This window comes from Salmonella sp. NW645, from assembly GCF_051703725.1.
GTDB lineage: Bacteria > Pseudomonadota > Gammaproteobacteria > Enterobacterales > Enterobacteriaceae > Salmonella > Salmonella enterica.
Window position 1 is genome coordinate 349,221 of the sequence record NZ_JAMMKR010000001.1, and the last position, 25,602, is coordinate 374,822.

Genomic DNA, 25,602 nt, shown 5'->3' on the forward strand with positions numbered 1-25,602 from the left:
ATCACTCCGTATCGGAGATGATAAATAGCAAATTGAGTAAGGCCAGGATGTCAAACACGCCAATCGAGCTTAAAGGCAGTAGCTTCACCTTATCAGTGGTTCATTTGCATGAAGCGGAACCAGAGGTTATTCGTCAGGCGTTAGAAGACAAAATAGCGCAGGCTCCTGCGTTTTTAAAACACGCCCCTGTCGTTATTAACGTTAGCGGTCTTGAAAGCCCGGTAAACTGGCCGGAACTGCATAAGATCGTGACCTCAACCGGCTTACGCATTATCGGCGTGAGCGGCTGTAAAGACGCCAGCCTGAAAGTAGAAATCGATCGGATGGGTCTTCCTTTACTGACTGAAGGTAAAGAGAAAGCGGTTCGGCCTGCGCCCGTTGAGCCGGCAACGCCCAGCGAACCGCCGCAAAACGCTAATCCCATCACAAAAACGCGATTAATTGATGTTCCGGTTCGTTCCGGTCAGCGCATTTATGCTCCACAATGTGATCTGATTGTTACAAGTCACGTCAGCGCTGGCGCAGAGCTTATCGCTGACGGCAATATCCATGTCTATGGCATGATGAGAGGTCGCGCGCTGGCAGGAGCGAGCGGCGATCGGGAAGCGCAAATTTTTTGTACCCATCTGACGGCAGAACTGGTCTCTATCGCAGGTGTTTACTGGCTGAGTGATAAAATCCCGGCAGAATTTTATGGCAAAGCGGCGCGCCTGCGTTTAGCAGACAACGCTTTGACAGTTCAACCGTTGAATTGATCCCTTTTTAACAAGGAATTTTTATGGCACGCATTATTGTTGTTACTTCGGGTAAAGGGGGCGTTGGCAAGACCACCTCCAGCGCGGCCATCGCTACAGGTTTGGCCCAGAAGGGAAAGAAAACTGTCGTCATTGATTTTGATATCGGACTGCGTAACCTCGATCTGATTATGGGGTGCGAACGTCGTGTCGTTTACGATTTTGTAAACGTCATTCAGGGCGATGCGACACTGAATCAGGCGCTGATCAAAGATAAGCGTACTGAAAATCTCTTCATTCTTCCGGCGTCGCAGACCCGGGATAAAGACGCGCTAACGCGCGAAGGCGTCGCTAAGGTACTGGACTCACTGAAAGCGATGGACTTTGAGTTCATCGTTTGCGACTCGCCGGCGGGTATCGAAACCGGGGCGCTGATGGCGCTCTATTTTGCCGATGAAGCGATCATCACGACTAACCCGGAAGTCTCTTCTGTCCGTGACTCGGACCGTATTCTGGGTATTCTGGCATCGAAATCTCGTCGCGCAGAAAATGGCGAAGAACCGATTAAAGAACATCTTCTGTTGACGCGCTACAATCCAGGCCGCGTAAATAAAGGCGACATGCTCAGCATGGAAGATGTACTGGAGATTCTGCGTATTAAACTCGTCGGGGTGATCCCGGAAGATCAATCCGTACTGCGCGCATCTAACCAGGGCGAACCGGTGATTCTTGACGCCACTGCGGATGCGGGTAAAGCCTATGCAGATACCGTAGATCGTCTGTTGGGAGAAGAACGTCCTTTCCGCTTCATTGAAGAAGAGAAGAAAGGTTTCCTCAAACGCCTGTTCGGAGGATAAATTATGGCATTACTGGATTTTTTTCTCTCGCGGAAAAAGAGTACCGCTAATATTGCAAAAGAGCGGTTGCAAATCATTGTCGCGGAACGTCGCCGTAGCGATGCCGAACCGCATTATTTACCGCAGTTACGTAAAGATATTCTTGAGGTCATTTGTAAATACGTACAAATCGATCCGGAAATGGTTACCGTCCAGCTTGAGCAAAAAGATGGTGATATCTCCATCCTTGAACTTAACGTAACGCTGCCGGAAGCCGAAGAGTCAAAATAAGCTCTTTTATGGGAAAATTCCTGGATTAAAAAAGGCAGAAGAATCTGCCTTTTTTATTTTTTTACATTATTCCGAATACGGACATTTATTTCACTGGCCGTTTTCCCGGCAATTACCGTCGTTAACGCGGATACTCCTGCAACAGAAGAGTTAACTTCTCCGCCATCAGTTCGGCGCGCCAGCCGGAAATCAATTCCGGTTGCCCATTTTGCGGTTTTAATTTCCAGTGCCAGTTAAGTAACTGATTAATCTGCCGACGCGATGCCAGTAGCTCGCCGCTGACGTGATGCGACGCGCTCACCTCCGCCACCAGCGCTTTGATGGCCTTAAACGCTTTGCGATAGCCCGGCATGTCCATCAGATTCAACAGGGGCTCCGGCAATGCCTCTTCCGGTAACGCCTGTGCTTTCGCCACCAGCGATATCAACGTCTTGCCGTGAAAACGAATCTCGCTGCCGGAAAGCCCCAGGCTATCCAGCTCACCGAGACTGCCCGGCATATAACGCGCGACCGCCCACAGGTTTTCTTCACGCACAACAAAGTTCACCGCCATATCGCGCTCACGCGCCTTACGTAGCCGCCAGTCAGCTAAAAGTTGCAGACAGGCTAACTGGCGGGTACGCAGTTGCCAGGCATTAGTGATATCCCGCCATGCTTCTTCCGGTGCCTGAATCTCCTGACGACGCTGCTGCATCAATCGGCATTCATCAAGCGCGGCAGGCAGCCATCCTGCGGCTTCAGTTTCAATCATCAGCTTTTTAGCGATCGGTAACAGATACCAGACATCCGCCGCCGCGTATTCACACTGACGCTCGCTTAAAGGCCGGGCTAACCAGTCGGTACGAGATTCGCTTTTATCCAGCGCCACGCCCGTATACTCTTCTACCATCGCCGCAAACCCCCACGACAGCGGACGCCCGCAAAACGCCGCCAGAATTTGCGTATCAATCAGGGGTTCCGGCAGTTCGCCAAACGCATTCAGAAATACTTCCAGATCTTCGCTACCCGCGTGCAGAAATTTGGTGATTCCCGTATCGCGCAACACCGCTTTTAACGGCGACCAGTCGCTGATGCCGAGCGGATCGATCAGGGCGACATTTGCCCCGTCAAATAACTGGATCAATCCTAACTGCGGGTAATAGGTGCGGGTACGGACAAATTCCGTATCTAAAGCAATAGCCGGACATGCGCGGACAGCTTCACACAGGCTCGCCAGCGCATCGTCCGTTTCAATCATTTGGTAATTCAAATCGTGTTCTCTTTGGTTCGCGCCAAAAAAAACGCCGGCTTAACCGGCGTCTCTCGTTAGCTGACTTAACGCTCAGGCTTTATTGTCTACTTTGCCACGGGCTTCGTCACGCAGTTCTCGTCGTAAAATTTTCCCAACGTTAGATTTTGGTAATTCCTCGCGAAACTCGACCTGTTTGGGCACCTTATATCCGGTCAGATGGCGACGGCAGAAGGTGATCAACGCATCGTCAGTCAATGCCGGATCTTTCTTAACCACAAAAAGCTTCACCGCTTCGCCGCTACTACCGGAAGGCACGCCAACCGCCGCGACTTCCTGCACGCCAGAATGCTGCATCACCACATCTTCAATTTCGTTTGGATAAACGTTGAAACCAGAAACCAGAATCATATCTTTCTTACGATCGACAATCCGCAGAAAGCCGTCTTCATCCATAACCGCAATATCGCCCGTATGCAGCCAGCCATCTTTAATGATTTCATCCGTCGCGTCAGGACGCTGCCAGTATCCCAGCATAACCTGCGGGCCTTTCACGCAAAGCTCTCCGGCCTCACCCGGCGCGACTTCGTTGTCATCGTCATCCACCAGTTTGGCTTCTGTTGAAGGTACTGGCAGGCCGATACTGCCGCTGTGATAATCAATATCATGCGGGTTGACGCTCACCAGCGGGGCGCACTCGGTCAGCCCGTAGCCTTCCAGCAGGTATTGCCCGGTCAGCTTTACCCAACGTTCCGCAACGACATTTTGTACCGGCATCCCGCCGCCGGCTGACAGATGCAGCGAAGAAAAATCCAGCTGTTGAAACTCTTTATTATTGAGCAGAGCGTTGAATAGCGTATTAACGCCAGTCATCGCCGTAAATGGATATTTCGCCAGCTCCTTGACCAGGCCGGGGATATCACGCGGATTGGTAATCAGCAGGTTTTGCCCACCCAACTCGATAAAAAGCAGACAGTTCATGGTTAAGGCAAAAATGTGATACAGCGGCAGCGCGGTCACTACCAGCTCTTTCCCCGGGTGCAGCAGCGGCCCATAGGTCGCTTTCACCTGCTCCAGATTCGCCAGCATATTGCGGTGGGTCAACATCGCGCCTTTCGCTACGCCCGTCGTACCGCCGGTATATTGCAGGAAAGCCAGATCTTCAGCGACAACCTCGGGTTTGACATACTGCATACGGTAGCCATGCTGTAGCGCGCTGCGAAACGAGATCGCATCTGGCAAGTGGTATTTTGGCACCAGACGCTTGATGTATTTCACGACAAAGTTAACGACCGTACCTTTGGCGGTAGAAAGCTGGTCGCCCATCCGCGTCAGAATAACGTGCTGTACCGACGTTTTCTCGACCACTTTTTCCAGCGTATGGGCAAAGTTAGAAACAATAATGATTGCCGCCGCGCCGCTATCGTTAAGCTGATGCTCAAGTTCGCGCGGCGTGTACAGCGGGTTAACGTTCACCACAATCATGCCGGCGCGTAAAATACCAAATAGCGCGACAGGATACTGCAACAGGTTTGGCATCATCAGCGCCACACGGTCGCCTTTTTTGAGTCCCAGCCCTTGTTGTAAATAAGCCGCAAATGCCCGACTACGTTCTTCTAATTTACGGAAGGTCATTACCTCCCCCATATTGACGAACGCAGGCTGATCGGCATAGCGCGTCGCCGCATGTTCAAACAGTTCAACCAGGGATTGATAACGGTCAGGGTTGATCTCCGCCGGAACATCAGCAGGATAACGGTTAAGCCAAACCTTCTTCAATGCATCACCTCTAAAATGAGTGTTCGTCGTCATCACAACCCCAGTTAATAAACAAGTCGTTAACATTATATTAACTCAGCGTACCAGTTTATTAATTACGCAACTGAAAGGTTGCGAAGCGCGTCACTATTTATTTTTATTATGTCTCTATGAATGCAGAAACAGCGGACCAGCCGCTGTTTCTTTTATTGATAAAACAAAGAGTTACTCTGTTACTATCGTCTGAACCTCTGCGGGTCCAGGGTTATACCACCCCCAACCGCCATAGCCATAAGGCCAGGCGCGTCCGCCGTAAAACCACGGATCGATCGGCTGTGGAGGCATGACGACCTGCTGAACAAGATGCCAGCGTTTATAGCCGGTAGCCTGCATCAGCATAAATTTATACGGCGTATTGCCGATTTTACCGTCAACCGTGCCAGTTATCGGGCCGACAACGGTAACTAACTGGCCACGGAAGTCCACCGGGTCCAGAAAACCGTTCACATCGGCAAAAATTCTGCCGCGCGAGGCTTCGCCCAGAACAGGACGCGCGCCGCTGTCGAGCGGTACGGTCGCGATTTCAAGCCGGGTTTTTCCCTGCTGATTTTGTACCGCCACAACTTTGCCGCCAAAACGCGCCTCTTGCCCGATATAGAGCTGCGGCGCATTCATCACCCGCACCAAATCCTGCTGCGGCGTCGGACTCGAACCTTTAATGGCATCCGGGATAGTCACGCAACCGCTCAGCATAAGCGCAAAAGCGCACGCCAGCGCCCCTTTTATTAACCGTTTTTGAACCGCCATGATGCGACTCCTTTTTCTCGACCTCTATTCCACCCCACAGCATAAAGTATGGGGGGTAATAGTAGTGAGAGTCATTCTTTGCCGGGAAGTTTCTTCCACGCCACTTCGTTACGCAAATAAACCGGCTCGGCATGTTCCACGGCAACGGTCTCTCCTGCCGCCAGCTTTTGACTGGCGATGGGCAACATATCTTCCGCTGCCGGGAGCGACACCTCCCCATCATGAAGCGTCAGGCCGCACTCCTTCGCCAGATCGGGCCAGGCGGACCAACCCGTTCCTACGGTCGCCCACTCGCCGGAAAGCTGTTTCAACCGCTCGCCGACCCGTTCCGGTTTCAGCACCGCTTCCGTCTCTTCGCCCTGCCAGACGCCCTGCGCATCACGCTGGTATTCCGCCCAGTACACTTCGCCCATCCGCGCGTCAATCGCGGCGAGTACGCGGGTTGCGCCGGTTTTACGCCATGCGCCCTGCGCCATCGTGGCAAGCGTCGAAACACCGATCATCGGCAGATTTGCCCCTAACGCCAGCCCTTGCGCAATACCAATGCCGATACGCACGCCGGTAAAGCTGCCCGGACCGCGCCCAAACGCCAGCGCATCTATCTCATTGAGCGAGACGCCGCTGGCGGCCAGAATCTCCTGCACCATGGGCAGGATACGTTGAGTGTGTTCTCGTGGACAAAGCTCAAAGTGAGCATTGATAGTACCGTTGTTCCACAGGGCGACAGAACAGGCCTCTGTGGCGGTATCGATAGCCAGAATTCGCATGAGGTTTCGTGCTTAGATCAATAAAATAGCGCGCATCTTACCATACTCCGTAACAAATTACTCGGCGGATGGAATCGCAAGAAAGCGAACGGCACGGGCGATATCACGCGTGCGCGGCGCAGGAGGCAGGCTGGCGAGAAACGTGGCGCCATAGGGCCGCATCACCAGCCGGTTATCACAAATCACTAACACCCCGCGATCGTCCGCATCGCGAATCAGCCGCCCTACGCCCTGCTTCAGCGTAATCACCGCGTCGGGCAGTTGAACCTCATCAAACGGATCGCCGCCGCGCAAACGACAGTCTTCCATTCGCGCTTTTAACAGCGGGTCGTCCGGGGAGGTAAACGGCAATTTGTCGATAATCACCAAAGATAACGTATCACCGCGCACGTCCACCCCTTCCCAGAAGCTGCTGGTGGCGACGAGCAGCGCGTTGCCGGCGCTAACAAATTGCTGTAACAGTTGGCCTTTACTGGTTTCCCCTTGCAACAATACCGGCAGCGTCATGGTGGCGCGAAACTGCTCCGCCAGATCGCGCATCATGGCGTGTGAGGTGCACAGCATAAAACATCGCCCGTTATTGGCTTCGATAATCGGCCTGAGCATAGCCGCCAACTGTCGCGCCGCGCCGGGCTGGTTGGTTTGCGGTAGGTTACGCGGTACGCAGAGTAACGCCTGGCGCGTATAGTCGAATGGGCTGGGCAGCAGCATGGATTCTGCCTGTTCAATTCCCAGACGGGCGGTAAAGTGGTGAAGATCATCATTTACCGACAACGTGGCCGAGGTAAAAATCCAGCTACCGGGCTTCTGTTCCATCACCTCTTTGAATTTGTCCGCCACGGTGAGCGGCGTCAGCGCCAGGGTGAAATGGCGCGAGGTGCACTCATACCAGTAGCTGTATCCCGGCTGATTGATCTCTTTTAAGCGTTTCAGCCGTGAGCGGTATAGCGTGGCGCGTTCAAAAGCCGCATCCAGCAGCGCCGAACGGCCCAGCGACAGCTTCGCCACGTCGTAACAAAGCTCCAGCGTATCATCCAGCAGTAAAAATGCCCGTTGGATACGTGGGTCGGCTAACAGTTCACGCAAATTTCCCCGGTAGCCGGGCTCCCCCAGTTGCAGACGAAAATCCTGGGCGCTCTGGGCAAGGCGATCGGCGCATTTTTGCAACTGTTGAGTGTCTTTCAGTTCCGTCCGGTAGGCGATGGTGATGTCTTTTGCTAAATCCAGCAACTGACGGCTGGAGAGCGATTGTCCGAAATACTGGCTGGCGATGTCAGGCAGTTGGTGGGCTTCATCGAAGATCATTACTTCAGCCTGAGGGATAAGTTCGCCAAACCCGCTCTCTTTAACCACCATATCCGCAAGAAAAAGGTGGTGGTTTACAATCACCACATCCGCGTCCATCGCCTTTTTACGCGCTTTCACCACAAAGCACTCTTTGTAGAGCGGGCAATCGCTGCCAAGGCAGTTGTCGTTGGTACTGGTGACCAGCGGCCAGGCCTGGGAATCCTCCGCCACGCTGACGCAGGTGCTGATATCGCCATCCTGCGTCTGATTTGACCAGGAGCGCAGCAATATCACGTCGCTTAACGTTTGTACCGGTAAATCGCCGCCCGCCAGCGCTTGTTGTTCCAGACGCTCCAGGCAGAGGTAGTTTGAACGTCCTTTCAACAGGGCCGTCTTACCGGTAAACGCCAACGCTTTTGCTACCGTCGGCAGATCGCGGCTGTAGAGTTGATCCTGCAACGCTTTCGACCCGGTCGAAATAATGACTTTTTTCCCGGCGCGCAACGCCGGAGCGAGGTAAGCATAGGTCTTCCCGGTTCCGGTGCCGGCTTCAACAACCAAAGGCTGCGCATTTTCAATCGCTTGTGTTACGGCAACCGCCATTTGCCGCTGTGGTTCGCGCGGTTTAAAGCCAGTTATCGCTTTGGCCAGTTGGCCATCTGCTGCAAAATCGTCCGTCACACTGCCCCCTGTTAATTTGCACAGGGATTATGTCAGGGTAGAAAGGCTTACGCCAGTTACAGAGGTGACGGCGGCGCCACATTGTGGCAGTCTTGAACCATTCAAATGAAAAGCAAATGAGGAATAAGTAATGTCTATCGTGCGTATTGATGCCGAAGATCGTTGGTCTGATGTGGTGATCTACAATAATACGCTGTGGTATACCGGCGTGCCGGAAAACCTGGACGCCGATGCTTTTGAGCAAACGGCGAATACTCTGGCGCAAATTGATGCGGTGCTGGAAAAACAGGGCTCCAGTAAGTCACGTATTCTGGATGCCACTATTTTCCTGAGCGATAAAGCGGATTTTGCCGCCATGAATAAGGCGTGGGATGCGTGGGTCGTCGCAGGCCATGCGCCGGTACGCTGTACCGTACAGGCCGGGTTGATGAACCCGAAATATAAAGTTGAGATTAAGATTGTCGCGGCGGTATAAGCCGATTATTCGTCTTCATCCTCAAAACGCGCCACTATCCGTTCGCCGGTATGGTTGGCGCGAAGTTCGCCCGCCACCTGGGCAATCGCTTCTCCGCTGCTCATACCTTGCGACATCAATTCCTGGATACGTTCTACGGCTTTTTGCTGTTGTTCATGACTGAGTGAAGGTAAACCTGCAAACATGATTAACTCCTGCTAAATTGTTAGCGCTAATTATTTCACGCTACCCGGCGGTAAGCCAGTAGTGTTGTAACGAGTCAGGAATGATGAAGACGTTATCTCCCACTGTTATCACCTTACCCTGGCGTCCGGACGCCGCTGAACACTATTTTGCGCCCGTAAACCATTTGCCCTGGGCGATGCTGCTGCATTCAGGTGATGCTATTCATCCCTATAACCGTTTTGATATTCTGGTCGCCGATCCTGTCACCACACTGACCACGCGCGCGCAGGAAACCACGGTATGTACTGCGCGCACGTCCACCGTCACTCTCGACGATCCGTTACACGTTTTGCAGACTCAACTGGAGGCGCTGCCTTTTCATCCTCAGCCTGACCCTGACTTACCCTTTCAGGGCGGCGCGTTGGGTCTGTTTGGTTATGATTTAGGGCGGCGTTTCGAAATTCTGCCCGATACTGCCGCGCGCGATATCGCTTTACCCGATATGGCGATTGGCCTTTACGACTGGGCGCTGATTGTCGATCACCATAAACAGGTAGTGTCGCTGATAAGCTATCACGATGCAGACGCCCGATATCGCTGGCTCACCGGCCAGCGCGCGCCGACCCGAACGCCCTTCAAGCTTACCTCGGCCTGGCAATCCAATATGACGCGTTGCGAGTATGGCGAAAAGTTTCGTCAGGTGCAGGCCTGGCTGCACAGCGGGGACTGCTATCAGGTCAATCTTTCCCAGCGTTTTCAGGCGAGCTACGAGGGTGATGAGTGGCAGGCTTTCGAACACCTTAACCGCGCCAATCGCGCCCCGTTCAGCGCCTTTCTTCGTTTACATGACGGCGCCATATTGAGCCTTTCTCCCGAGCGTTTTATCCAACTGGAGAATGGTCATATTCAGACGCGCCCGATCAAAGGTACGCTCCCACGGCTTAACGATCCGCAGGCGGATCGTCAGCAGGCGCAGAAACTGGCCAACTCAATGAAAGATCGCGCTGAAAATTTGATGATCGTCGATTTGATGCGTAACGACATTGGCCGGGTCGCCGTGCCGGGTTCGGTGAAAGTGCCGGAACTGTTCGTCGTCGAACCATTTCCTGCCGTTCACCATCTGGTTAGCACTATTACCGCCCGTTTACCGGACTCGCTTCATGCTACCGACCTGCTGCGCGCGGCTTTCCCCGGCGGCTCCATTACCGGCGCGCCTAAAGTGCGGGCAATGGAAATTATCGACGAACTGGAGCCGCAGCGACGCAACGCCTGGTGCGGTAGCATCGGTTATCTGAGTTTCTGCGGCAAGATGGATACCAGTATTACTATCCGCACCGTCACGGCAACGCAGGGCCAACTCTATTGCTCAGCCGGCGGCGGTATCGTGGCCGATAGCAACGAAGAAGCGGAATATCAGGAAACTTTTGATAAAGTTAATCGTATCCTGCACCCACTGGAGAACTAATACGTGGATACCAGCCGTCTGACGCTCGATCATTTCTTATCGCGCTTTCAGCTTTTGCGCCCGCAGATGACTCATGAAACGTTGAATCAACGTCAGGCCGCCGTACTGATCCCTGTGGTTCGCCGCCCCCAGCCGGGGCTGCTGTTGACCCAGCGGGCTATTCATTTGCGCAAACACGCCGGACAGGTCGCCTTTCCCGGCGGGGCCGTGGACAGTACCGATGCTTCGCTTATCGCCGCAGCGCTTCGCGAAGCGCAGGAGGAAGTCGCCATCCCGCCGCAAGCCGTGGAAGTGATTGGCGTTTTACCGCCGGTAGACAGCGTGACCGGTTTTCAGGTCACCCCGGTGGTCGGCATTATTCCGCCAAATCTCCCCTGGCGCGCCAGTGAAGACGAAGTGTCTGCGGTGTTTGAAATGCCGCTGGCGCAAGCGTTGCAACTGGGTCGATATCATCCGCTTGATGTTTACCGTCGCGGCAATTCGCACCGCGTATGGCTCTCCTGGTATGAGCATTATTTCGTCTGGGGCATGACCGCAAACATTCTTCGTGAGCTGGCGCTGCAAATCGGCGTGAAGCCCTGACTGTACACAACGCCATTCACGTTACCTCAAGGCGGTAACAATCGCCTCCCCCAAAGAGGCAGCCTGAAGGGCAACGTGTATATACTTAACTTTACGTGCGCAAGACACGACTTGAGATTACTGTCGCAATATTAGTAAAAACGCGGTTATTCATTAGTTTAATTCATGTGAATAGTTAAGCTGATGCCAGCGTTCCCTCTTACACTATGCGCAGTTATAACATCGTAACCGGAAGCCCCGGTTGCCCTGTCAGGAGTATTATCGTGATTAGCCTATTCGACATGTTTAAGGTAGGGATTGGTCCCTCCTCTTCCCACACTGTTGGCCCGATGAAGGCCGGTAAACAGTTCGTCGATGACCTGGTCGAAAAAGGATTACTGGATAACGTTACCCGCGTCGCTGTCGATGTCTACGGCTCGCTGTCGCTGACGGGGAAAGGTCACCATACCGATATCGCCATTATTATGGGTCTGGCGGGTAATGAACCCGCTACCGTGGATATTGATAGTATCCCCGGTTTTATTCGCGACGTCGAAACGCGCGAGCGTCTGTTACTGGCCCAGGGACGTCACGAAGTCGACTTCCCGAAAGATGACGGAATGCGTTTTCACAACGGCAATTTGCCGCTGCATGAAAACGGGATGCAGATCCACGCCTGGCATGACGACACGGTCATTTATAGCAAGACGTACTATTCCATCGGCGGCGGCTTTATCGTTGATGAAGCGCATTTCGGCCAGGAAGCGACGAATGAGGTTACTGTACCTTATCCGTTTAAATCGGCGAAAGAAATGCTGGAGTATTGCAACAGTACCGGCCTTTCACTCTCCGGCATGGTGATGCAAAACGAACTGGCGCTGCATAGCAAGAAAGAGATTGAAGAGTATTTCGGTCACGTCTGGCAGACCATGCAGGCCTGTATTGATCGCGGTATGAATACCGAAGGCGTGCTGCCGGGGCCGCTGCGCGTACCGCGTCGCGCCTCTGCGCTACGTCGTATGCTGGTTTCCAGCGATAAGCTTTCCAACGATCCGATGAACGTCATTGACTGGGTGAACATGTTTGCTCTGGCGGTGAACGAAGAGAACGCCGCAGGCGGCCGCGTCGTGACGGCGCCAACCAACGGCGCGTGCGGTATCGTTCCTGCGGTACTGGCTTACTACGACCATTTTATTGAGTCTGTCAGCCCGGATATTTACACCCGCTACTTCCTGGCGGCTGGCGCTATTGGCGCGCTGTATAAGATGAACGCGTCTATTTCCGGCGCGGAAGTCGGCTGTCAGGGCGAAGTCGGGGTCGCCTGTTCGATGGCGGCGGCAGGCCTTGCTGAACTGTTGGGCGCCAGCCCGGAACAGGTTTGCGTTGCCGCTGAAATCGGCATGGAGCATAACCTGGGGCTGACCTGCGACCCGGTTGCCGGTCAGGTGCAGGTACCGTGTATCGAGCGTAACGCCATTGCTTCAGTTAAAGCGATCAATGCTGCGCGTATGGCTATGCGTCGAACCAGCGCGCCGCGCGTCTCGTTGGATAAAGTCATCGAAACGATGTACGAGACCGGAAAAGACATGAACGCAAAATACCGCGAAACATCGCGCGGCGGGTTGGCCATTAAAGTCCAGTGTGATTAAACGCCGTTTCCCCTCCCTTCGCCCATCTGCTACGGATGGGCGAAATTTTTATCTCTTCCTCGTCGACTCCACGTTTCCCCACTACACTTGCTGTGTCGCGGTTGGCTTTTGTCGCCAACGCTTATTGGGCGGCCCGCATGCAAACAGCACAACGGATCATCAATCATTATCGCCGTAATCGTTTCATTGTTTGCACGATTTGTGCACTGGTCACGCTCATTCTTACGCTGAGCATCCGATTTATTTCGGAGCGGAACTTAAATCACCATCGCACGGTTGCATTTGCGAATCATGCCGTTGATGCGCTGGATAATGTGCTGCATCCTCTCCTGGTCGGACGAAACATACTGCTACCCTTACTTGAGCTTCCGTGCGCGACCGCACATTTGCCGTTGCGTAAGCAAGCCGCCCGCCTGCAAACCATTCGTTCTATCGGGCTGGTAAAAGAGGGAATTCTCTACTGCTCAAGCATTTTTGGCGCCCGCAATACTCCCATACGCCAGCTTCAGCCTGATCTTCCCGCAGCCGGCGATCTGCTGCTACTTTCCACGGATCACTCGTTACTCAAGGGAAGCCCGATCCTCATTCAGTGGTATCCCGCCTCTGCCGATGGTCAGGATGGCGTGATGGAAATTGTGAATATTGGCTTGCTGACGACCATGCTACTTGAGCCACAGCAGCCGCAAATTACCAGCGCCAGCCTGACGGTCGGCAAACGGCACCTGTTATATGGTCGGGGCGTGGTCGATACTCTTCCGGAATTAAAAAAAGATGAAGAGCGTTACCAGCTTTCATCGCGGCATTTCCCTTTTACTATCAGCGTCAGCGGGCCGTCGGCAGGCGTACTGGCGTTCAAACATCTCCCGACACAGTTACCCCTGGCCGTATTGCTTAGCCTGTTGATCGGTTATATCGCCTGGCTGGCGACGGCCAGCAGAATGAGCTTTTCCTGGGAGATTAATCTGGCCCTTGCCGAACGGGAGTTTGAGCTATTTTGTCAGCCGTTGCTTAATGCCCGCACGCAGCAGTGTACCGGCGTTGAGATCCTGTTACGCTGGAATAACCCGCGCCAGGGCTGGATCTCACCGGATGTTTTTATTCCTATCGCCGAGGAGCATAACCTGATAGCGCCGCTGACCCGCTATGTGATTGCGGAAACCATTCGGCAGCGGCACTACTTCCCCATCAACCATCAGTTTCATATCGGCATCAATGTGGCGGCAAGCCATTTCCGACACGGCGTGCTTCTCAAAGATCTTAATCAGTACTGGTTTAGTGCGGAACCTGTTCAGCAACTGGTGCTGGAGCTCACGGAACGCGACGCGTTGCTTGACGTTGATTACCGCCTGATGCGCGAGCTGCATCGTAAAGGCGTGAAGTTAGCCATCGATGATTTTGGCACAGGAAACAGCTCGCTCTCCTGGCTGGAAAAACTGCGGCCGGATATTTTGAAAATCGATAAATCCTTCACCGCCGCCATCGGTACCGATGCGGTCAATTCAACGGTGACCGATATTATTATCGCGCTAGGGCAGAGACTGAATATTGAACTGGTGGCGGAAGGGGTCGAAAACCAGACGCAGGCACAGCATTTGCGCCAGCATGGCGTGCAAATGTTACAGGGCTATCTCTATGCGAAGCCGATGCCCATTAGCGAATTTCCACAGTGGCGGGCGGGCAGCGCGCCGCCGCCCGCCCGGCATAACGGACAGATTATGTCCGTTATGCCGCATCTATAGACTTGATTCCTGCGTGTGACGTTATTCCTCTTCGTCGTGGGCAGGCTGTTCTTTAACAATCCGAACCAGATCGACACGATAGTCGTTGGCCTCGACAATGGTGATCCGCAGGGGCGGAACATCAATGACATCGCCAACACGAGGAATATGGCCATTAGCGGCGATCACTAACCCCGCGACCGTCGCAATATCGCCCTCTTCGTTCACCAGATGGTCAACTTCCAGCGCCTGCTGTAGCGCATGGAGATCGGTGCCGCCCTTCACTATCCAGCCCTCGGCATCGGCAACGATTTCCGGCGTTTCATCGGCATCCGGGAACTCACCGGCAATCGCTTCCAGCACATCCAGCGGCGTAACCAGCCCCTGCACCACGCCGAACTCGTTAGTGACGATAACGAAACTGCCGCGCGCGCGACGCAAAACGCCTAACAGATTGATAGGATCAAGCGTTTCCGGCACCACTATCGCCGGAGAAGACGCGGCGATAGCCGCAACGTCCGCGCCCTCTTCCAGCGCCACCAGCAACTCTTTCGCCCGAACGATACCGATAATTTCATCCAGCTCGCCCCGACATACCGGGAACAGGCTATGCGGAGAAGAGAGTAACTGCTGACGGATTTCAGCTACGCTGAGATTCGCATCCACCCAACTAATTTCGCCTCGCGGCGTCATAATGCCGCGCAGGGAGCGCGACGCCAGAGTCAGTACGCCGTTAATCATGTAGCGTTCTTCTTCGGCGAAGGCGCCTTCCGATACCGATATCGCGGCCGGGCTATCCGTCTCATGTTGCGTACTCGTCTGGCGTTTACCGCCCATCAGACGCAGGATAGCGTCCGCAGTACGCGCGCGCAGCGGCAACGTGGACTGATGACGAATAAAGTTGCGGCGCGCAATCTGGTTAAACACCTCGATAACGATCGAGAAACCAATTGCCGCGTACAGGTAGCCTTTCGGAATATGGAAACCAAACCCTTCCGCCACCAGGCTCAGGCCGATCATCAGCAGGAAGCTCAGACAGAGCACCACCACCGTCGGATGCTGGTTGACAAAACGGGTCAGCGGTTTTGACGCCAGTAGCATCACCGCCATCGCAATCACCACCGCCGCCATCATAACCGGCAGATGGTTTACCATACCTACCGCCGTAATCACGGCGTCCAGCGAGAAGACCGCATCCAGGATGACAATCTGCGTGACTACCACCCAGAAGCTCGCATAGCCTTTACCGTGTCCGGTGTCATGCTCGCGGTTTTCCAGACGTTCATGCAGCTCGGTGGTCGCTTTAAACAGCAGGAATATACCGCCCAGCAGCATAATTAAATCGCGGCCGGAGAAGGTAAAATCCCAGACGGTAAAGAGCGGCTTTGTTAAGGTCACCAGCCACGAAATAATGGACAGCAGCGCCAGTCGCATAATCAGCGCCAGCGAGAGCCCGATAAGACGCGCTTTGTCACGCTGCTTTGGCGGTAATTTATCGGCGAGGATCGCGATAAAGACCAGGTTATCGATACCCAGGACAATTTCCAGGACGACGAGCGTGAGTAAACCCACCCAAATTGAGGGATCCATTAATAATTCCATGACAAGCTCCTGCTTAAGGAATGACTAAACGGCGCCCACAACATCTCAAAGGATGCAGGCGGTAACGCAATAAACAAAGTAAGGCTATGGCAAGATATGCCAGATTGACAGGCGCAAAACGGCCAAAGAGTGAAATGACGTCGGTGACGATCCATACAACGGGCTGCTGCCCTATACCCCATTCTAATTAAACGGAAGCTAAACATAACAGAGACAACTGGTTTTTGGCAAAGATTTACCTTCCTTTGCAAAGAGATGTAACCAGGATATTTTACACTTCGAAATTTCTCATTATCGAAAACAAAATTACGGATCTCCATCACACAAAATATTTTTTTCGATATCTAAAATAATTCACGAAAATCATGCGTTTTTCGTTGTAACCCTCATCTGAATCGATTCGCTTGCGGACGGCGATTCAAAAAATACATCTGTCAAGTTGATGTGTTGACAATAATAAAGGAGGTAGCAAGTGACCATTGCTATTGTTATAGGCACACATGGTTGGGCTGCAGAGCAGTTACTTAAAACAGCCGAAATGCTGTTAGGCGAGCAGGAAAACGTCGGCTGGATCGATTTCGTTCCAGGCGAAAATGCCGAAACGCTGATCGAAAAGTACAACGCTCAGTTGGCTAAACTCGATACCAGTAAAGGCGTGCTATTTCTCGTTGATACATGGGGAGGCAGTCCGTTTAATGCTGCCAGCCGCATTGTCGTCGATAAAGAGCGCTATGAAGTTATTGCCGGCGTCAACATCCCGATGCTGGTCGAAACGTTTATGGCTCGTGACGACGATCCGAGCTTTGACGAGCTGGTCGCACTGGCGGTAGAAACCGGTCGTGAAGGCGTAAAAGCGCTGAAAGCGAAACCGGTAGAAAAAGCCGCGCCAGCGCCAGTCGCCGCCGCGCCAAAAGCGGCCACGCCGGCAAAACCGATGGGCCCGAATGATTATATGGTTATCGGGCTTGCCCGTATTGATGACCGCCTCATTCACGGTCAGGTCGCTACCCGTTGGACCAAAGAGACCAATGTCAGCCGTATTATTGTTGTGAGCGATGAAGTCGCGGCGGATACCGTACGTAAAACGCTGCTGACGCAAGTTGCGCCGCCGGGCGTTACGGCGCATGTGGTTGACGTCGCGAAGATGATTCGCGTCTACAATAACCCGAAATACGCCGGCGAACGCGTGATGCTTCTGTTTACCAATCCTACCGACGTCGAGCGCATCGTTGAGGGCGGCGTGAAAGTCACCTCCGTGAACATTGGCGGTATGGCCTACCGTCAAGGTAAAACGCAGGTGAACAACGCCGTTTCCGTCGATGAAAAGGATATCGAAGCCTTTAAAAAGCTCAACGAGCGCGGCATCGAGCTTGAGGTGCGTAAAGTTTCCACCGATCCGAAACTGAAAATGATGGATTTAATTGCCAAAGTGGCGAAATAACCGCCGGCATTTAATTAGCTTTCACACTTAAGATAGCAATAGGAGAAGTACAATGGAGATTACCACTCTTCAGATTGTGCTGGTGTTCATCGTCGCATGTATCGCAGGTATGGAGTCGGTACTTGATGAATTTCAGTTCCACCGTCCGCTGATCGCCTGTACCTTAATCGGCGCCGTTCTGGGGGACATGAAAACCGGTATTATCATCGGCGGTACTCTGGAAATGATCGCTCTGGGCTGGATGAACATCGGTGCTGCCGTTGCGCCTGATGCCGCACTGGCGTCCATCATCTCTACCGTTCTGGTCATCGCCGGGCATCAAAGCATTGGCGCCGGTATCGCGCTGGCGATTCCGCTGGCGGCGGCAGGCCAGGTACTGACCATTATCGTTCGTACCATCACCGTGGCATTCCAGCACGCGGCGGACAAGGCGGCTGAAAACGGCAACCTGACGGCGCTCTCCTGGCTGCACGTTTCTTCTCTGTTCCTGCAGGCAATGCGTATCGCTATCCCGGCGGTTATCGTTGCCATCTCCGTAGGCACCAGCGAAGTACAGGGAATGCTGAATGCGATTCCTGAAGTCGTCACAGGCGGTCTGAACATCGCCGGCGGCATGATCGTCGTGGTTGGTTATGCGATGGTTATCAACATGATGCGCGCAGGCTACCTGATGCCGTTCTTCTACCTCGGTTTCGTCACCGCGGCTTTCACAAACTTCAACCTGGTCGCACTGGGTGTCATCGGCGCAGTGATGGCTATTCTTTACATCCAGCTGAGCCCGAAATACAACCGTGTAGCGGGCGCGCCTGCAGCGGCTGCTGGCAATAACGATCTCGATAACGAACTGGACTAACAGGTGAGCGAAATGGTTGATATGACTAAAACTACCACCGAGAAAAAACTCACTCCGAGCGATATTCGCGGCGTATTTCTTCGTTCTAACCTGTTCCAGGGGTCATGGAACTTCGAACGTATGCAAGCGCTGGGCTTCTGCTTCTCTATGGTGCCGGCGATTCGTCGCCTGTATCCGGAGAATAATGACGCGCGTAAACAGGCGATTAAACGTCACCTGGAGTTCTTTAACACTCATCCTTACGTTGCGGCGCCGGTACTGGGCGTGACCCTGGCAATGGAAGAAAAGCGTGCGAACGGCGCAGAGATTGACGATGGCGCTATCAACGGTATCAAAGTCGGTCTGATGGGACCGCTGGCAGGCGTCGGCGACCCTATCTTCTGGGGTACCGTCCGTCCGGTATTCGCGGCGCTGGGCGCAGGTATTGCGATGAGCGGCAGCCTGCTTGGTCCGCTGCTGTTTTTCATCCTGTTTAACCTGGTGCGTCTGGCGACCCGTTATTATGGCGTGGCTTATGGCTACCGCAAAGGCGTCGATATCGTTAAAGATATGGGCGGCGGCTTCCTGCAAAAACTGACTGAGGGGGCGTCAATCCTCGGCCTGTTTGTCATGGGGGCATTGGTTAACAAGTGGACGCATGTGAATATCCCGCTGGTGGTCTCCACCATCACCGGTCAGGATGGTCAGACACGCGTTACCACCGTGCAAACCATTCTCGACCAGCTGATGCCGGGGCTGGTTCCGCTACTGTTGACCTTTGCCTGTATGTGGCTGCTGCGTAAGAAAGTTAACCCGCTGTGGATTATCGTGGGCTTCTTCGTCATTGGTATCGCCGGCTACTCCGTAGGACTGCTGGGCCAGTAAGGCTGTTGTACACTACCGGGGCCAAACGGCCCCGTTTTTTTATTTCTCTGGAGGATAAATGACTATCACGGACCTGGTGCTGATTCTCTTTATTGCCGCATTATTGGCTTACGCTCTCTACGATCAGTTCATCATGCCCCGTCGCAATGGCCCCACTCTGCTTTCTATAGCCCTGCTCCGCCGTGGTCGCGTAGACAGCGTTATCTTCGTTGGGCTGGTCGCCATCCTTATTTATAACAACGTAACCAGCCACGGAGCGCAGATGACCACATGGTTATTAAGCGCGCTGGCGTTAATGGGGTTTTATATATTCTGGATCCGCACGCCACGGATCATCTTTAAACAACGTGGCTTTTTCTTCGCCAATGTCTGGATAGAATATAACCGTATTAAAGAGATGAATTTATCGGAAGACGGCGTACTGGTGATGCAATTAGAACAACGACGCTTGCTTATCCGTGTACGCAATATCGACGATCTGGAAAAAATATATAAACTTCTTATTGAAAATCAATAATCTAAGATATAGCCTCAACTATATTTTTCGAATTTTATTTCGAATCATAATATAGCTAAGGCTATATTTTCTATTGACCAATTGTTATTTAATTTAACGTTTTATTGATGAATAAATCTAAATGAAAATCGTTTTCAATTAGAAGACAAATAATATTTTATCGCTGTTGTTTTATATTCTAAAAATATGTTAATGTTGCGCCGTCAATTGGGGAGTAGCCGATTTCCAGACTCCGGAAATGTACGCGTCAACATACTCGTTGCAAAACGTGGCGCGTACGGACCAGCCGCCGCTGGTCAGGCGAGACCATAGGCGCATCAACTGCTGTGTATTTCGTCACAGAATGGCGACATGCATGTTTGCTGGGGGCAGTGATGTGTTTAATGGATACCCCGGTCAGGACGTTGTCATGCACTTTACTGCTACTGTTCTTCTCGCTTTCGGCATGTCGATGGATGCTTTCGCGGCATCAATTGGCAAAGGCGCCACCCTACATAAACCCAAATTCTCAGAAGCGTTGCGTACCGGCCTTATCTTTGGCGCGGTTGAAACGCTGACCCCGTTAATCGGCTGGGGGCTGGGGATATTGGCGAGTAAATTCGTTCTGGAATGGAACCACTGGATAGCCTTTGTTCTGCTGATCTTTCTGGGCGGACGCATGATCATCGAAGGTATCCGCGGCGGTAGTGATGAAGATGAAACACCGTTACGTCGCCACAGCTTTTGGCTATTAGTCACGACGGCTATCGCGACCAGCCTTGATGCGATGGCGGTTGGCGTCGGTCTGGCGTTTTTGCAGGTAAACATCATCGCAACCGCATTAGCTATCGGTTGCGCCACGCTTATCATGTCCACCCTCGGAATGATGATCGGTCGCTTTATCGGCCCAATGCTGGGTAAGCGTGCTGAAATTCTCGGCGGGGTCGTACTGATAGGAATTGGCGTCCAGATCCTCTGGACGCATTTTCACGGTTAACGGTTACGCTGCCAGAGATGAAGGTTGAAATCCGTCTGGCAGCTAAGTCCGGCGCTGGCGGCCAGTTGTTCCCACACTTCTGGCCTGGCGCGCCAGGCAAATGGCGTCATTTGCAACAGTGCTACAGCCGCTTCGGCGGTGAGCTGCATGTGATAAGCAAGGCGGGTACTCTGCTGCAATGTGAATCCGTCGAGCTGCTCGGTATACTGCGCATGTAAACGCACCTCATCATAAATGAGCCCTTTTAGTTCCATCAGATGATGCGGCCCCGGCGTGGCGGTAACGACCCAACCACCAGGTTTCACCACGCGCGCCAATTCCTGCGCCTTACACGGGGCGTAGATTCTGATCACCGCATCCATTGACGCATCGGCAAAGGGCAGTCGATGGCTTGACGCCACACAAAACTTCACCTGCGAATAGCGTTTCGCCGCCGCTTTGATCGCCGTTTTAGCAACGTCCAGTCCAAACGTGGTGACTCCCGGCAACGCCTCGGCAAAAGCATGAGTGTAATACCCCTCGCCGCAGCCGATATCCAGAATCGCCGTGGCCGACTGATCCAGCCGCTCGCGCAACAGGTTAATCACGGCATCGCGCAGCGGCTGATAATGGCCCGCATCAAGAAACGCTCTCCTCGCCTGCATCATTTCGGCGCTGTCGCCCGGATCGCGCGAACGTTTATGCTGTACCGGCAGCAGATTGATGTAGCCCTCTTTCGCCACATCAAACTGATGGCGCTGTGGACATATAACGCTGTTATTCATCTGCGTAAGCGGCTGATGGCAAAGCGGACAGGTAAACGACATGACAACTCCGGACTGGGGCGCTAAAGGGCGCAAGTGTAACGCGAATTGCGCCCCGGGAAAATCCTTTACGAGCCCGGAACCGCAACGTGGCTGCCATGCATCACCAGAAGGTGATCTGAATCGGCTGGCATACCGTCTGGCTCAACATTTTCCAGCCGCAGCACATCGCCCATGATCTGGCTGAATACGGGCGCAGATACCGCGCCGCCATAATAAGCCCCATTTTGTGGATTATTAATCACCACCACCAGCGCAAACCTGGGGTTACTTGCCGGCGCGACGCCTGCGGTATATGCCACATACTTATCGACGTATTTACCATCATCGCCAATTTTTTTCGCCGTCCCGGTTTTGACCGCAATACGGTAGTCTCTTACTGCGGCTTTTGTTCCGCCGCCGCCAGGCAACGCGACGCTCTCCATCATATGTTCCACCTCGTGCACCAGTTCTTCCGGCATTACCCGCGTGCCGATCACGGGCGGATCAACTTTGGTGATCGATAACGGACGGTAGATACCAAAGCTGCCAATCGTGGCATAAACATGCGCCAGTTGCAGCGGCGTCACCATTAATCCATAGCCAAAAGCGAAGGTAGCGCGATCTAAATCACTCCAGTAACGGCGTTTCGGTAATAACCCGCTGCTCTCTCCGGTGAGACCCAGTCCGGTAGGCACGCCGAAACCAAAGCTTTTATAAGTATCCATTAATTTCTGCACCGGCATCGCCAGAGAAAGGTGAGAAACGCCGGTATCGCTGGATTTTTGCAAAATGCCGGTTAATGTCAGTTCCGGATAGTAACCGACGTCGCGGATACGGTGTCCATCGAGAGTAAAAGGATGGGTATCGATAACGCTGTCCGGCTGCACGATGCCCTGCTGTAACGCAGTCATAATGACCAATGGCTTCACAGTAGAACCGGGTTCGAAAGTGTCGCTAATCGCGCGGTTACGAAAATCGTCCAACTGCGCGCCTTCACGATTGTTCGGGTTGAAATCCGGGTAGCTCGCCATCGAGAGAATTTCACCCGTTGGGATGTTAATCAATACGGCAGCGCCGGATTCCGCTTTGTTCCAGATGACGGCGTTATCCAGCGCATCTTCGGTAACCGTTTGCAGACGTTCATCAATGCTAAGCTGAAGTTCATGAGCAGGAACCGGATTCACTTCCGTAATGTTCTCAATAACGTGACCAAATTTATCTTTACGCACCAGTCGGGAGCCCGGTTTTCCCGTCAGTTGCGCGTTAAAGCTTTTTTCAATACCTTCTATTCCCTGCCCGTCGATATTGGTAAAGCCGATCAAATTGGCCGCTACGTGTCCGGCAGGGTAAAAACGGCGCGACTCTTCCCGCAGGTTAATACCCGGTAGATTCAGTTTATCTATCCATTCGGCTTGCTGGGGTGAAACCTGGCGCGCAAGGTAGATAAAACGGCCTGCCGGGTTACTGTTTACCCGTTCCGCAAGCGTACTGAGCGACAGATGTAAGGCGCTGGCCAGCGCCTGCCAGCGCTCATTGTAGCCAACGCCGCCTTTGCTTATGATAGTCTTCGGATCGGCCCAGACAGCATTAACCGGAACGCTCACCGCTAAGGGTCGCCCTTCTCTGTCGGTGATCATGCCGCGTGGAGAGGCTGTGGTCACTTCACGAAGCGAGCGCATATCTTCTTGTTTCACCAGTTTCGACGGCGTAACAATTTGCAGCCATGCCACCCGCCCTAACAACAATGCCATACTGAGCAGAATGGCAGTGCAAAGTAGTGCAAAACGTATGGGCGTAAAATTACGGGTATCGCCGTCGCTTTTCTTTTTCACCTGATCTCCAGCCGAATCATTTTTCAGGTGATTGATTTAACGGGAAACGGACGGAAAAACCAGAAAAAACAATGCTAATAACATCGCGCCTTTGCAACAAATCGCTAACGAGAGCGCATCCAGACACATTTTGAAGGATATTGAATTAAAAAGCCCCGCTTTTAGCGAGGCTTTATATCTGAGGCTGACGCGACAAACGCATCAAATCAGTGGTGTCAATCAGATAGCTGTTACGTTAACAGCAGCCGGACCTTTCTGGCCGTCCTGAATTTCGAACTCAACGTTCTGGCCTTCAGCCAGAGTTTTGAAACCATTGCCCTGGATAGCGGAGAAGTGTACGAACACATCTTTGCTGCCGTCAGCCGGAGTAATGAAGCCAAAACCTTTGGATTCGTTGAACCACTTAACTTGACCTTTAATCTTTGCCATTTGCAAAATTCCTTAGAGTGTTTTCTTTGCCCGTAGGCATAACATAGATAAAACTGAGACATTACTGCTTGAGGCACTAATATAAGGTTCGGCAGAGAAGCGGTATTCAACGTCAACGTGTTTACTCAGGACTTCTTTACTGAAAATGCCACACATAAACAGAACTGTACCTCGTTTAACCCAAAGCCTGTTATCACATACAACGTTAATTATGGCAAGCCATTTTTAAACGTGTCTCGATCCGTCGCACAAATTACGAGAACCTTCACAAATTGACAGCACGTTTATGCAACAAAGTTGCGAAAGATATATCCTCACGCGCTGACGGACTCCTGACAACGTCACTGCTGAAAAGCCATTTTTCTACCATAGCTCAATAACTTCGCTTCTTCCAGTGCATCAAATCACATTTAAAAGCTGTATTTTTCATATCACTTTCTATGCTGAGTTATGCATAAATTGTCACAATGATAAAAAACACCTTTTAATCAAAATAATAGAAAAAAAAAGCGATTTTCGACACCGCTTTTTGTGATGTTCTGCGTCTTTACAGAATGCCTTAAAATAATGAACAAACAATGACAATCCATAAAGAGAGAGAAACGTTTCGCTTTTAATAGAGAATGAGCGGTATCACAAAAATGCCATATGTCCTTTTGTTATACATATAAAACTATGTTGCATATAAAGCCATATATTATGTAAGGCGTTGATGCCGTAGTATCAGTTGCAAACGGCAACGCGGAGAGATCCGACGGGGAAATGGGGCGTATGGCACTGGCGCCATTTGCGCCCCGGTAAGCATTATCGTTCTGCAACCAGACGAATGATGTCCTCATCCTCTTTTGGTTCGCTTGCCGCTGTTGCGGGTTCCGCTTCTTTTTCTGGTTCGTTTGCTTCGCAAAGGCGACGTAACAACGCGTTTTGCCGCTTCTGTTGATCCAATAACGCTTCGAGCAGTTCTATCTGCTCGTTGGCACGGGAACTTGCCCGGTTGACAAAGAACCAGAGCACCAGCCCCACCACCAGAACCACCATTGATACTATTAAAGATGCAAGAGAAAACGCACCAGAGTTTAAAACGTCGTTCATTTCACCACCTCAATGTAGAGACGTCATTCTACCACTGCTACACGGGAAGGAAATCTCTGGTGTAAAACGTTTACCAGGGAATAAATTTATTGATGGCGCAAATACCGCTGAAAAATTGTACATCCTGATCGCACATGATATTAAACACCTGCGCCCACAGCAACAGGCATACTACCACCACGATGCCGAGAACGACCCATCGAAATTTTTTCACTCCACTCTCCGATCTTACATCTTATGTCGCTAAATTATCATGAGTTACTTAAACCAGGAGTAACTGTAGCGGCATTATATGTTTTTAGGAATGATTCACTTGTTTCAATCAATGTACACGCTACTCTTATTCTAACTAAAAAAGAAAAGAGGTAGTAATGCGTTTGATCATTCGCGCAATTGTATTGTTTGCCCTGGTGTGGATAGGCCTGCTGATGAGCGGCTATGGCGTCCTGGTGGGAAGTAAAGTGAACGCTGCGGGGCTGGGTTTACAGTGCCATTACCTGACCGCACGCGGCACCAGCACGGCGCAATATCTCCATACCAACAGCGGCATTATTGGCTTTTCCGACTGTCCCATTTTCAGAAAAATCGCCACCGTGGTGGATAATGGCTAAGCGGCAATAAATAATTTCACAGTGAAACTATCGCCAATAATTCCCCTATATTGGCTGTTGTTCATAAGTACTGTTAAATAATATTTTAATAACCGTTAAATAAGCCGACAGATATTATCTACTTTTACGATTTCATCCCACCCGATGTTATAAAAAAAGCAGCTACATTTTTCGTAGC

General features: G+C 52.2%; 28 protein-coding genes and 1 riboswitch. Of the genes, 14 read left to right on the plus strand and 14 right to left on the minus strand.

What is annotated here, in order from left to right; genetic code table 11:
• The first annotated feature begins 47 nt into the window (after nucleotides 1–47).
• From minC to minE, 3 genes are read left to right on the plus strand one after another with little or no spacing between them, the layout of a single operon-like run.
• Nucleotides 48–755, plus strand: coding sequence for a septum site-determining protein MinC (minC, locus tag NA389_RS01730; RefSeq protein WP_000072527.1), 708 nt, complete (start codon nucleotides 48–50; stop codon nucleotides 753–755).
• 23 nt (nucleotides 756–778) lie between these two features.
• Nucleotides 779–1,591 carry a septum site-determining protein MinD gene (gene minD, locus NA389_RS01735; protein WP_000101047.1) on the plus strand — a complete coding sequence of 271 codons (813 nt, stop codon included), beginning with the start codon at nucleotides 779–781 and terminating at the stop codon, nucleotides 1,589–1,591.
• A gap of 3 nt (nucleotides 1,592–1,594) precedes the next feature.
• Nucleotides 1,595–1,861 (plus strand): cell division topological specificity factor MinE, encoded by a 267-nt coding sequence (minE, locus tag NA389_RS01740; RefSeq protein WP_001185666.1) that lies wholly within the window; start codon nucleotides 1,595–1,597, stop codon nucleotides 1,859–1,861.
• Between the two features lie 121 nt (nucleotides 1,862–1,982).
• Here minE and rnd read toward each other — a convergent pair whose 3' ends face one another.
• The 5 genes from rnd to NA389_RS01765 all read right to left on the minus strand — a co-directional run bounded on the left by rnd (nucleotide 1,983) and on the right by NA389_RS01765 (nucleotide 8,389).
• Nucleotides 1,983–3,110: a ribonuclease D gene (gene rnd / locus NA389_RS01745; protein ID WP_001109124.1), complete on the minus strand. Its 1,128-nt coding sequence runs from the start codon at nucleotides 3,108–3,110 to the stop codon at nucleotides 1,983–1,985.
• Between the two features lie 72 nt (nucleotides 3,111–3,182).
• Nucleotides 3,183–4,868, minus strand: coding sequence for a long-chain-fatty-acid--CoA ligase FadD (fadD, locus tag NA389_RS01750; RefSeq protein ID WP_000758418.1), 1,686 nt, complete (start codon nucleotides 4,866–4,868; stop codon nucleotides 3,183–3,185).
• A 204-nt stretch (nucleotides 4,869–5,072) separates the two neighbouring features.
• A complete protein-coding gene (locus tag NA389_RS01755; RefSeq protein ID WP_000290594.1) occupies nucleotides 5,073–5,654 on the minus strand; it encodes a Slp family lipoprotein in 582 nt (193 codons plus the stop codon).
• 71 nt (nucleotides 5,655–5,725) lie between these two features.
• Complete coding sequence (tsaB, locus tag NA389_RS01760) at nucleotides 5,726–6,421, minus strand: tRNA (adenosine(37)-N6)-threonylcarbamoyltransferase complex dimerization subunit type 1 TsaB (RefSeq protein WP_001221017.1); 696 nt, start codon at nucleotides 6,419–6,421, stop codon at nucleotides 5,726–5,728.
• A 57-nt stretch (nucleotides 6,422–6,478) separates the two neighbouring features.
• Complete coding sequence (locus NA389_RS01765; protein WP_000128796.1) at nucleotides 6,479–8,389, minus strand: ATP-dependent DNA helicase; 1,911 nt, start codon at nucleotides 8,387–8,389, stop codon at nucleotides 6,479–6,481.
• A 130-nt stretch (nucleotides 8,390–8,519) separates the two neighbouring features.
• Between NA389_RS01765 and NA389_RS01770 the strand changes: the two genes are divergently transcribed.
• Nucleotides 8,520–8,864 (plus strand): RidA family protein, encoded by a 345-nt coding sequence (locus tag NA389_RS01770; protein ID WP_000029550.1) that lies wholly within the window; start codon nucleotides 8,520–8,522, stop codon nucleotides 8,862–8,864.
• A gap of 5 nt (nucleotides 8,865–8,869) precedes the next feature.
• Here the strand turns inward: NA389_RS01770 and NA389_RS01775 are convergent, their stop codons facing one another.
• Nucleotides 8,870–9,049, minus strand: a complete 180-nt coding sequence (locus NA389_RS01775; RefSeq protein WP_000457328.1) for a YoaH family protein — start codon at nucleotides 9,047–9,049, stop codon at nucleotides 8,870–8,872.
• An 80-nt stretch (nucleotides 9,050–9,129) separates the two neighbouring features.
• Between NA389_RS01775 and pabB the strand changes: the two genes are divergently transcribed.
• The 4 genes from pabB to NA389_RS01795 all read left to right on the plus strand — a co-directional run bounded on the left by pabB (nucleotide 9,130) and on the right by NA389_RS01795 (nucleotide 14,443).
• Nucleotides 9,130–10,494: an aminodeoxychorismate synthase component 1 gene (gene pabB, locus NA389_RS01780; protein WP_000978447.1), complete on the plus strand. Its 1,365-nt coding sequence runs from the start codon at nucleotides 9,130–9,132 to the stop codon at nucleotides 10,492–10,494.
• Nucleotides 10,495–10,497: 3 nt separating this feature from the next.
• Nucleotides 10,498–11,076, plus strand: a complete 579-nt coding sequence (locus tag NA389_RS01785; protein WP_000381544.1) for a CoA pyrophosphatase — start codon at nucleotides 10,498–10,500, stop codon at nucleotides 11,074–11,076.
• 263 nt (nucleotides 11,077–11,339) lie between these two features.
• Entirely contained in the window at nucleotides 11,340–12,704 is a 1,365-nt protein-coding gene (gene sdaA, locus NA389_RS01790) for an L-serine ammonia-lyase (protein ID WP_000624273.1), read from the plus strand.
• A 137-nt stretch (nucleotides 12,705–12,841) separates the two neighbouring features.
• A complete protein-coding gene (locus NA389_RS01795) occupies nucleotides 12,842–14,443 on the plus strand; it encodes an EAL domain-containing protein (protein WP_001192517.1) in 1,602 nt (533 codons plus the stop codon).
• A gap of 21 nt (nucleotides 14,444–14,464) precedes the next feature.
• Here the strand turns inward: NA389_RS01795 and yoaE are convergent, their stop codons facing one another.
• Both yoaE and NA389_RS01805 read right to left on the minus strand, forming a co-directional pair.
• Entirely contained in the window at nucleotides 14,465–16,024 is a 1,560-nt protein-coding gene (yoaE, locus tag NA389_RS01800) for a CNNM family cation transport protein YoaE (RefSeq protein ID WP_000421820.1), read from the minus strand.
• Nucleotides 16,012–16,344, minus strand: a complete 333-nt coding sequence (locus NA389_RS01805; protein WP_011233029.1) for a protein YoaL — start codon at nucleotides 16,342–16,344, stop codon at nucleotides 16,012–16,014. The genes yoaE and NA389_RS01805 overlap by 13 nt, the downstream gene beginning before the upstream one ends.
• 152 nt (nucleotides 16,345–16,496) lie before the next feature.
• Here NA389_RS01805 and manX point away from each other — a divergent pair, with 152 nt between their 5' ends.
• The 5 genes from manX to mntP all read left to right on the plus strand — a co-directional run bounded on the left by manX (nucleotide 16,497) and on the right by mntP (nucleotide 20,675).
• On the plus strand, nucleotides 16,497–17,465 hold the full coding sequence (gene manX / locus NA389_RS01810; RefSeq protein WP_000150523.1) for a PTS mannose transporter subunit IIAB: 969 nt from the start codon (nucleotides 16,497–16,499) through the stop codon (nucleotides 17,463–17,465).
• A 52-nt stretch (nucleotides 17,466–17,517) separates the two neighbouring features.
• Entirely contained in the window at nucleotides 17,518–18,318 is an 801-nt protein-coding gene (gene manY, locus NA389_RS01815) for a PTS mannose transporter subunit IIC (RefSeq protein ID WP_000406918.1), read from the plus strand.
• A 12-nt stretch (nucleotides 18,319–18,330) separates the two neighbouring features.
• Nucleotides 18,331–19,182: a PTS mannose transporter subunit IID gene (locus NA389_RS01820; RefSeq protein ID WP_001518647.1), complete on the plus strand. Its 852-nt coding sequence runs from the start codon at nucleotides 18,331–18,333 to the stop codon at nucleotides 19,180–19,182.
• A 58-nt stretch (nucleotides 19,183–19,240) separates the two neighbouring features.
• Nucleotides 19,241–19,699: a DUF986 family protein gene (locus NA389_RS01825; protein WP_000156280.1), complete on the plus strand. Its 459-nt coding sequence runs from the start codon at nucleotides 19,241–19,243 to the stop codon at nucleotides 19,697–19,699.
• Nucleotides 19,700–19,895: 196 nt separating this feature from the next.
• A riboswitch (yybP-ykoY riboswitch) is annotated at nucleotides 19,896–19,997 on the plus strand.
• Between the two features lie 111 nt (nucleotides 19,998–20,108).
• Nucleotides 20,109–20,675 carry a manganese efflux pump MntP gene (gene mntP, locus NA389_RS01830; RefSeq protein WP_001518359.1) on the plus strand — a complete coding sequence of 189 codons (567 nt, stop codon included), beginning with the start codon at nucleotides 20,109–20,111 and terminating at the stop codon, nucleotides 20,673–20,675.
• Here mntP and rlmA read toward each other — a convergent pair.
• From rlmA to mgrB, 6 genes are all read right to left on the minus strand, one after another.
• Nucleotides 20,672–21,481 carry a 23S rRNA (guanine(745)-N(1))-methyltransferase gene (gene rlmA, locus NA389_RS01835; protein ID WP_000010936.1) on the minus strand — a complete coding sequence of 270 codons (810 nt, stop codon included), beginning with the start codon at nucleotides 21,479–21,481 and terminating at the stop codon, nucleotides 20,672–20,674. The genes mntP and rlmA overlap by 4 nt on opposite strands.
• Before the next feature lie 65 nt (nucleotides 21,482–21,546).
• Nucleotides 21,547–23,292 (minus strand): peptidoglycan glycosyltransferase FtsI, encoded by a 1,746-nt coding sequence (ftsI, locus tag NA389_RS01840; RefSeq protein WP_000730322.1) that lies wholly within the window; start codon nucleotides 23,290–23,292, stop codon nucleotides 21,547–21,549.
• Nucleotides 23,293–23,511: 219 nt separating this feature from the next.
• Entirely contained in the window at nucleotides 23,512–23,721 is a 210-nt protein-coding gene (cspE, locus tag NA389_RS01845; protein WP_001062678.1) for a transcription antiterminator/RNA stability regulator CspE, read from the minus strand.
• A 12-nt stretch (nucleotides 23,722–23,733) separates the two neighbouring features.
• Nucleotides 23,734–23,877 (minus strand): DUF2627 domain-containing protein, encoded by a 144-nt coding sequence (locus NA389_RS01850; protein ID WP_001537930.1) that lies wholly within the window; start codon nucleotides 23,875–23,877, stop codon nucleotides 23,734–23,736.
• A 648-nt stretch (nucleotides 23,878–24,525) separates the two neighbouring features.
• Complete coding sequence (locus NA389_RS01855) at nucleotides 24,526–24,813, minus strand: YebO family protein (protein ID WP_001667129.1); 288 nt, start codon at nucleotides 24,811–24,813, stop codon at nucleotides 24,526–24,528.
• A gap of 70 nt (nucleotides 24,814–24,883) precedes the next feature.
• The gene (gene mgrB, locus NA389_RS01860) at nucleotides 24,884–25,027 is read right to left on the minus strand and encodes a PhoP/PhoQ regulator MgrB (RefSeq protein ID WP_000714547.1); all 144 of its coding nucleotides are present in this window, start codon (nucleotides 25,025–25,027) and stop codon (nucleotides 24,884–24,886) included.
• Nucleotides 25,028–25,184: 157 nt separating this feature from the next.
• Between mgrB and yobH the strand changes: the two genes are divergently transcribed.
• Nucleotides 25,185–25,424 carry an invasion protein YobH gene (yobH, locus tag NA389_RS01865; RefSeq protein ID WP_001236780.1) on the plus strand — a complete coding sequence of 80 codons (240 nt, stop codon included), beginning with the start codon at nucleotides 25,185–25,187 and terminating at the stop codon, nucleotides 25,422–25,424.
• The last annotated feature ends 178 nt before the right edge of the window (nucleotides 25,425–25,602 follow it).

Coding starts and splice junctions, on each gene's coding strand:
- NA389_RS01775 (WP_000457328.1), bottom strand. CDS start 9,049: ATGTTTGCAGGTTTACCTTCACTCAGTCATGAACAACAGCAAAAAGCC.
- NA389_RS01770 (WP_000029550.1), top strand. CDS start 8,520: ATGTCTATCGTGCGTATTGATGCCGAAGATCGTTGGTCTGATGTGGTG.
- NA389_RS01825 (WP_000156280.1), top strand. CDS start 19,241: ATGACTATCACGGACCTGGTGCTGATTCTCTTTATTGCCGCATTATTG.
- manY (WP_000406918.1), top strand. CDS start 17,518: ATGGAGATTACCACTCTTCAGATTGTGCTGGTGTTCATCGTCGCATGT.
- mntP (WP_001518359.1), top strand. CDS start 20,109: ATGCACTTTACTGCTACTGTTCTTCTCGCTTTCGGCATGTCGATGGAT.
- minD (WP_000101047.1), top strand. CDS start 779: ATGGCACGCATTATTGTTGTTACTTCGGGTAAAGGGGGCGTTGGCAAG.
- NA389_RS01820 (WP_001518647.1), top strand. CDS start 18,331: ATGGTTGATATGACTAAAACTACCACCGAGAAAAAACTCACTCCGAGC.
- NA389_RS01795 (WP_001192517.1), top strand. CDS start 12,842: ATGCAAACAGCACAACGGATCATCAATCATTATCGCCGTAATCGTTTC.
- yobH (WP_001236780.1), top strand. CDS start 25,185: ATGCGTTTGATCATTCGCGCAATTGTATTGTTTGCCCTGGTGTGGATA.
- minC (WP_000072527.1), top strand. CDS start 48: ATGTCAAACACGCCAATCGAGCTTAAAGGCAGTAGCTTCACCTTATCA.
- rlmA (WP_000010936.1), bottom strand. CDS start 21,481: ATGTCGTTTACCTGTCCGCTTTGCCATCAGCCGCTTACGCAGATGAAT.
- yoaE (WP_000421820.1), bottom strand. CDS start 16,024: ATGGAATTATTAATGGATCCCTCAATTTGGGTGGGTTTACTCACGCTC.
- NA389_RS01805 (WP_011233029.1), bottom strand. CDS start 16,344: ATGGAGATCCGTAATTTTGTTTTCGATAATGAGAAATTTCGAAGTGTA.
- tsaB (WP_001221017.1), bottom strand. CDS start 6,421: ATGCGAATTCTGGCTATCGATACCGCCACAGAGGCCTGTTCTGTCGCC.
- NA389_RS01755 (WP_000290594.1), bottom strand. CDS start 5,654: ATGGCGGTTCAAAAACGGTTAATAAAAGGGGCGCTGGCGTGCGCTTTT.
- cspE (WP_001062678.1), bottom strand. CDS start 23,721: ATGGCAAAGATTAAAGGTCAAGTTAAGTGGTTCAACGAATCCAAAGGT.
- NA389_RS01855 (WP_001667129.1), bottom strand. CDS start 24,813: ATGAACGACGTTTTAAACTCTGGTGCGTTTTCTCTTGCATCTTTAATA.
- minE (WP_001185666.1), top strand. CDS start 1,595: ATGGCATTACTGGATTTTTTTCTCTCGCGGAAAAAGAGTACCGCTAAT.
- pabB (WP_000978447.1), top strand. CDS start 9,130: ATGATGAAGACGTTATCTCCCACTGTTATCACCTTACCCTGGCGTCCG.
- NA389_RS01850 (WP_001537930.1), bottom strand. CDS start 23,877: ATGTGTGGCATTTTCAGTAAAGAAGTCCTGAGTAAACACGTTGACGTT.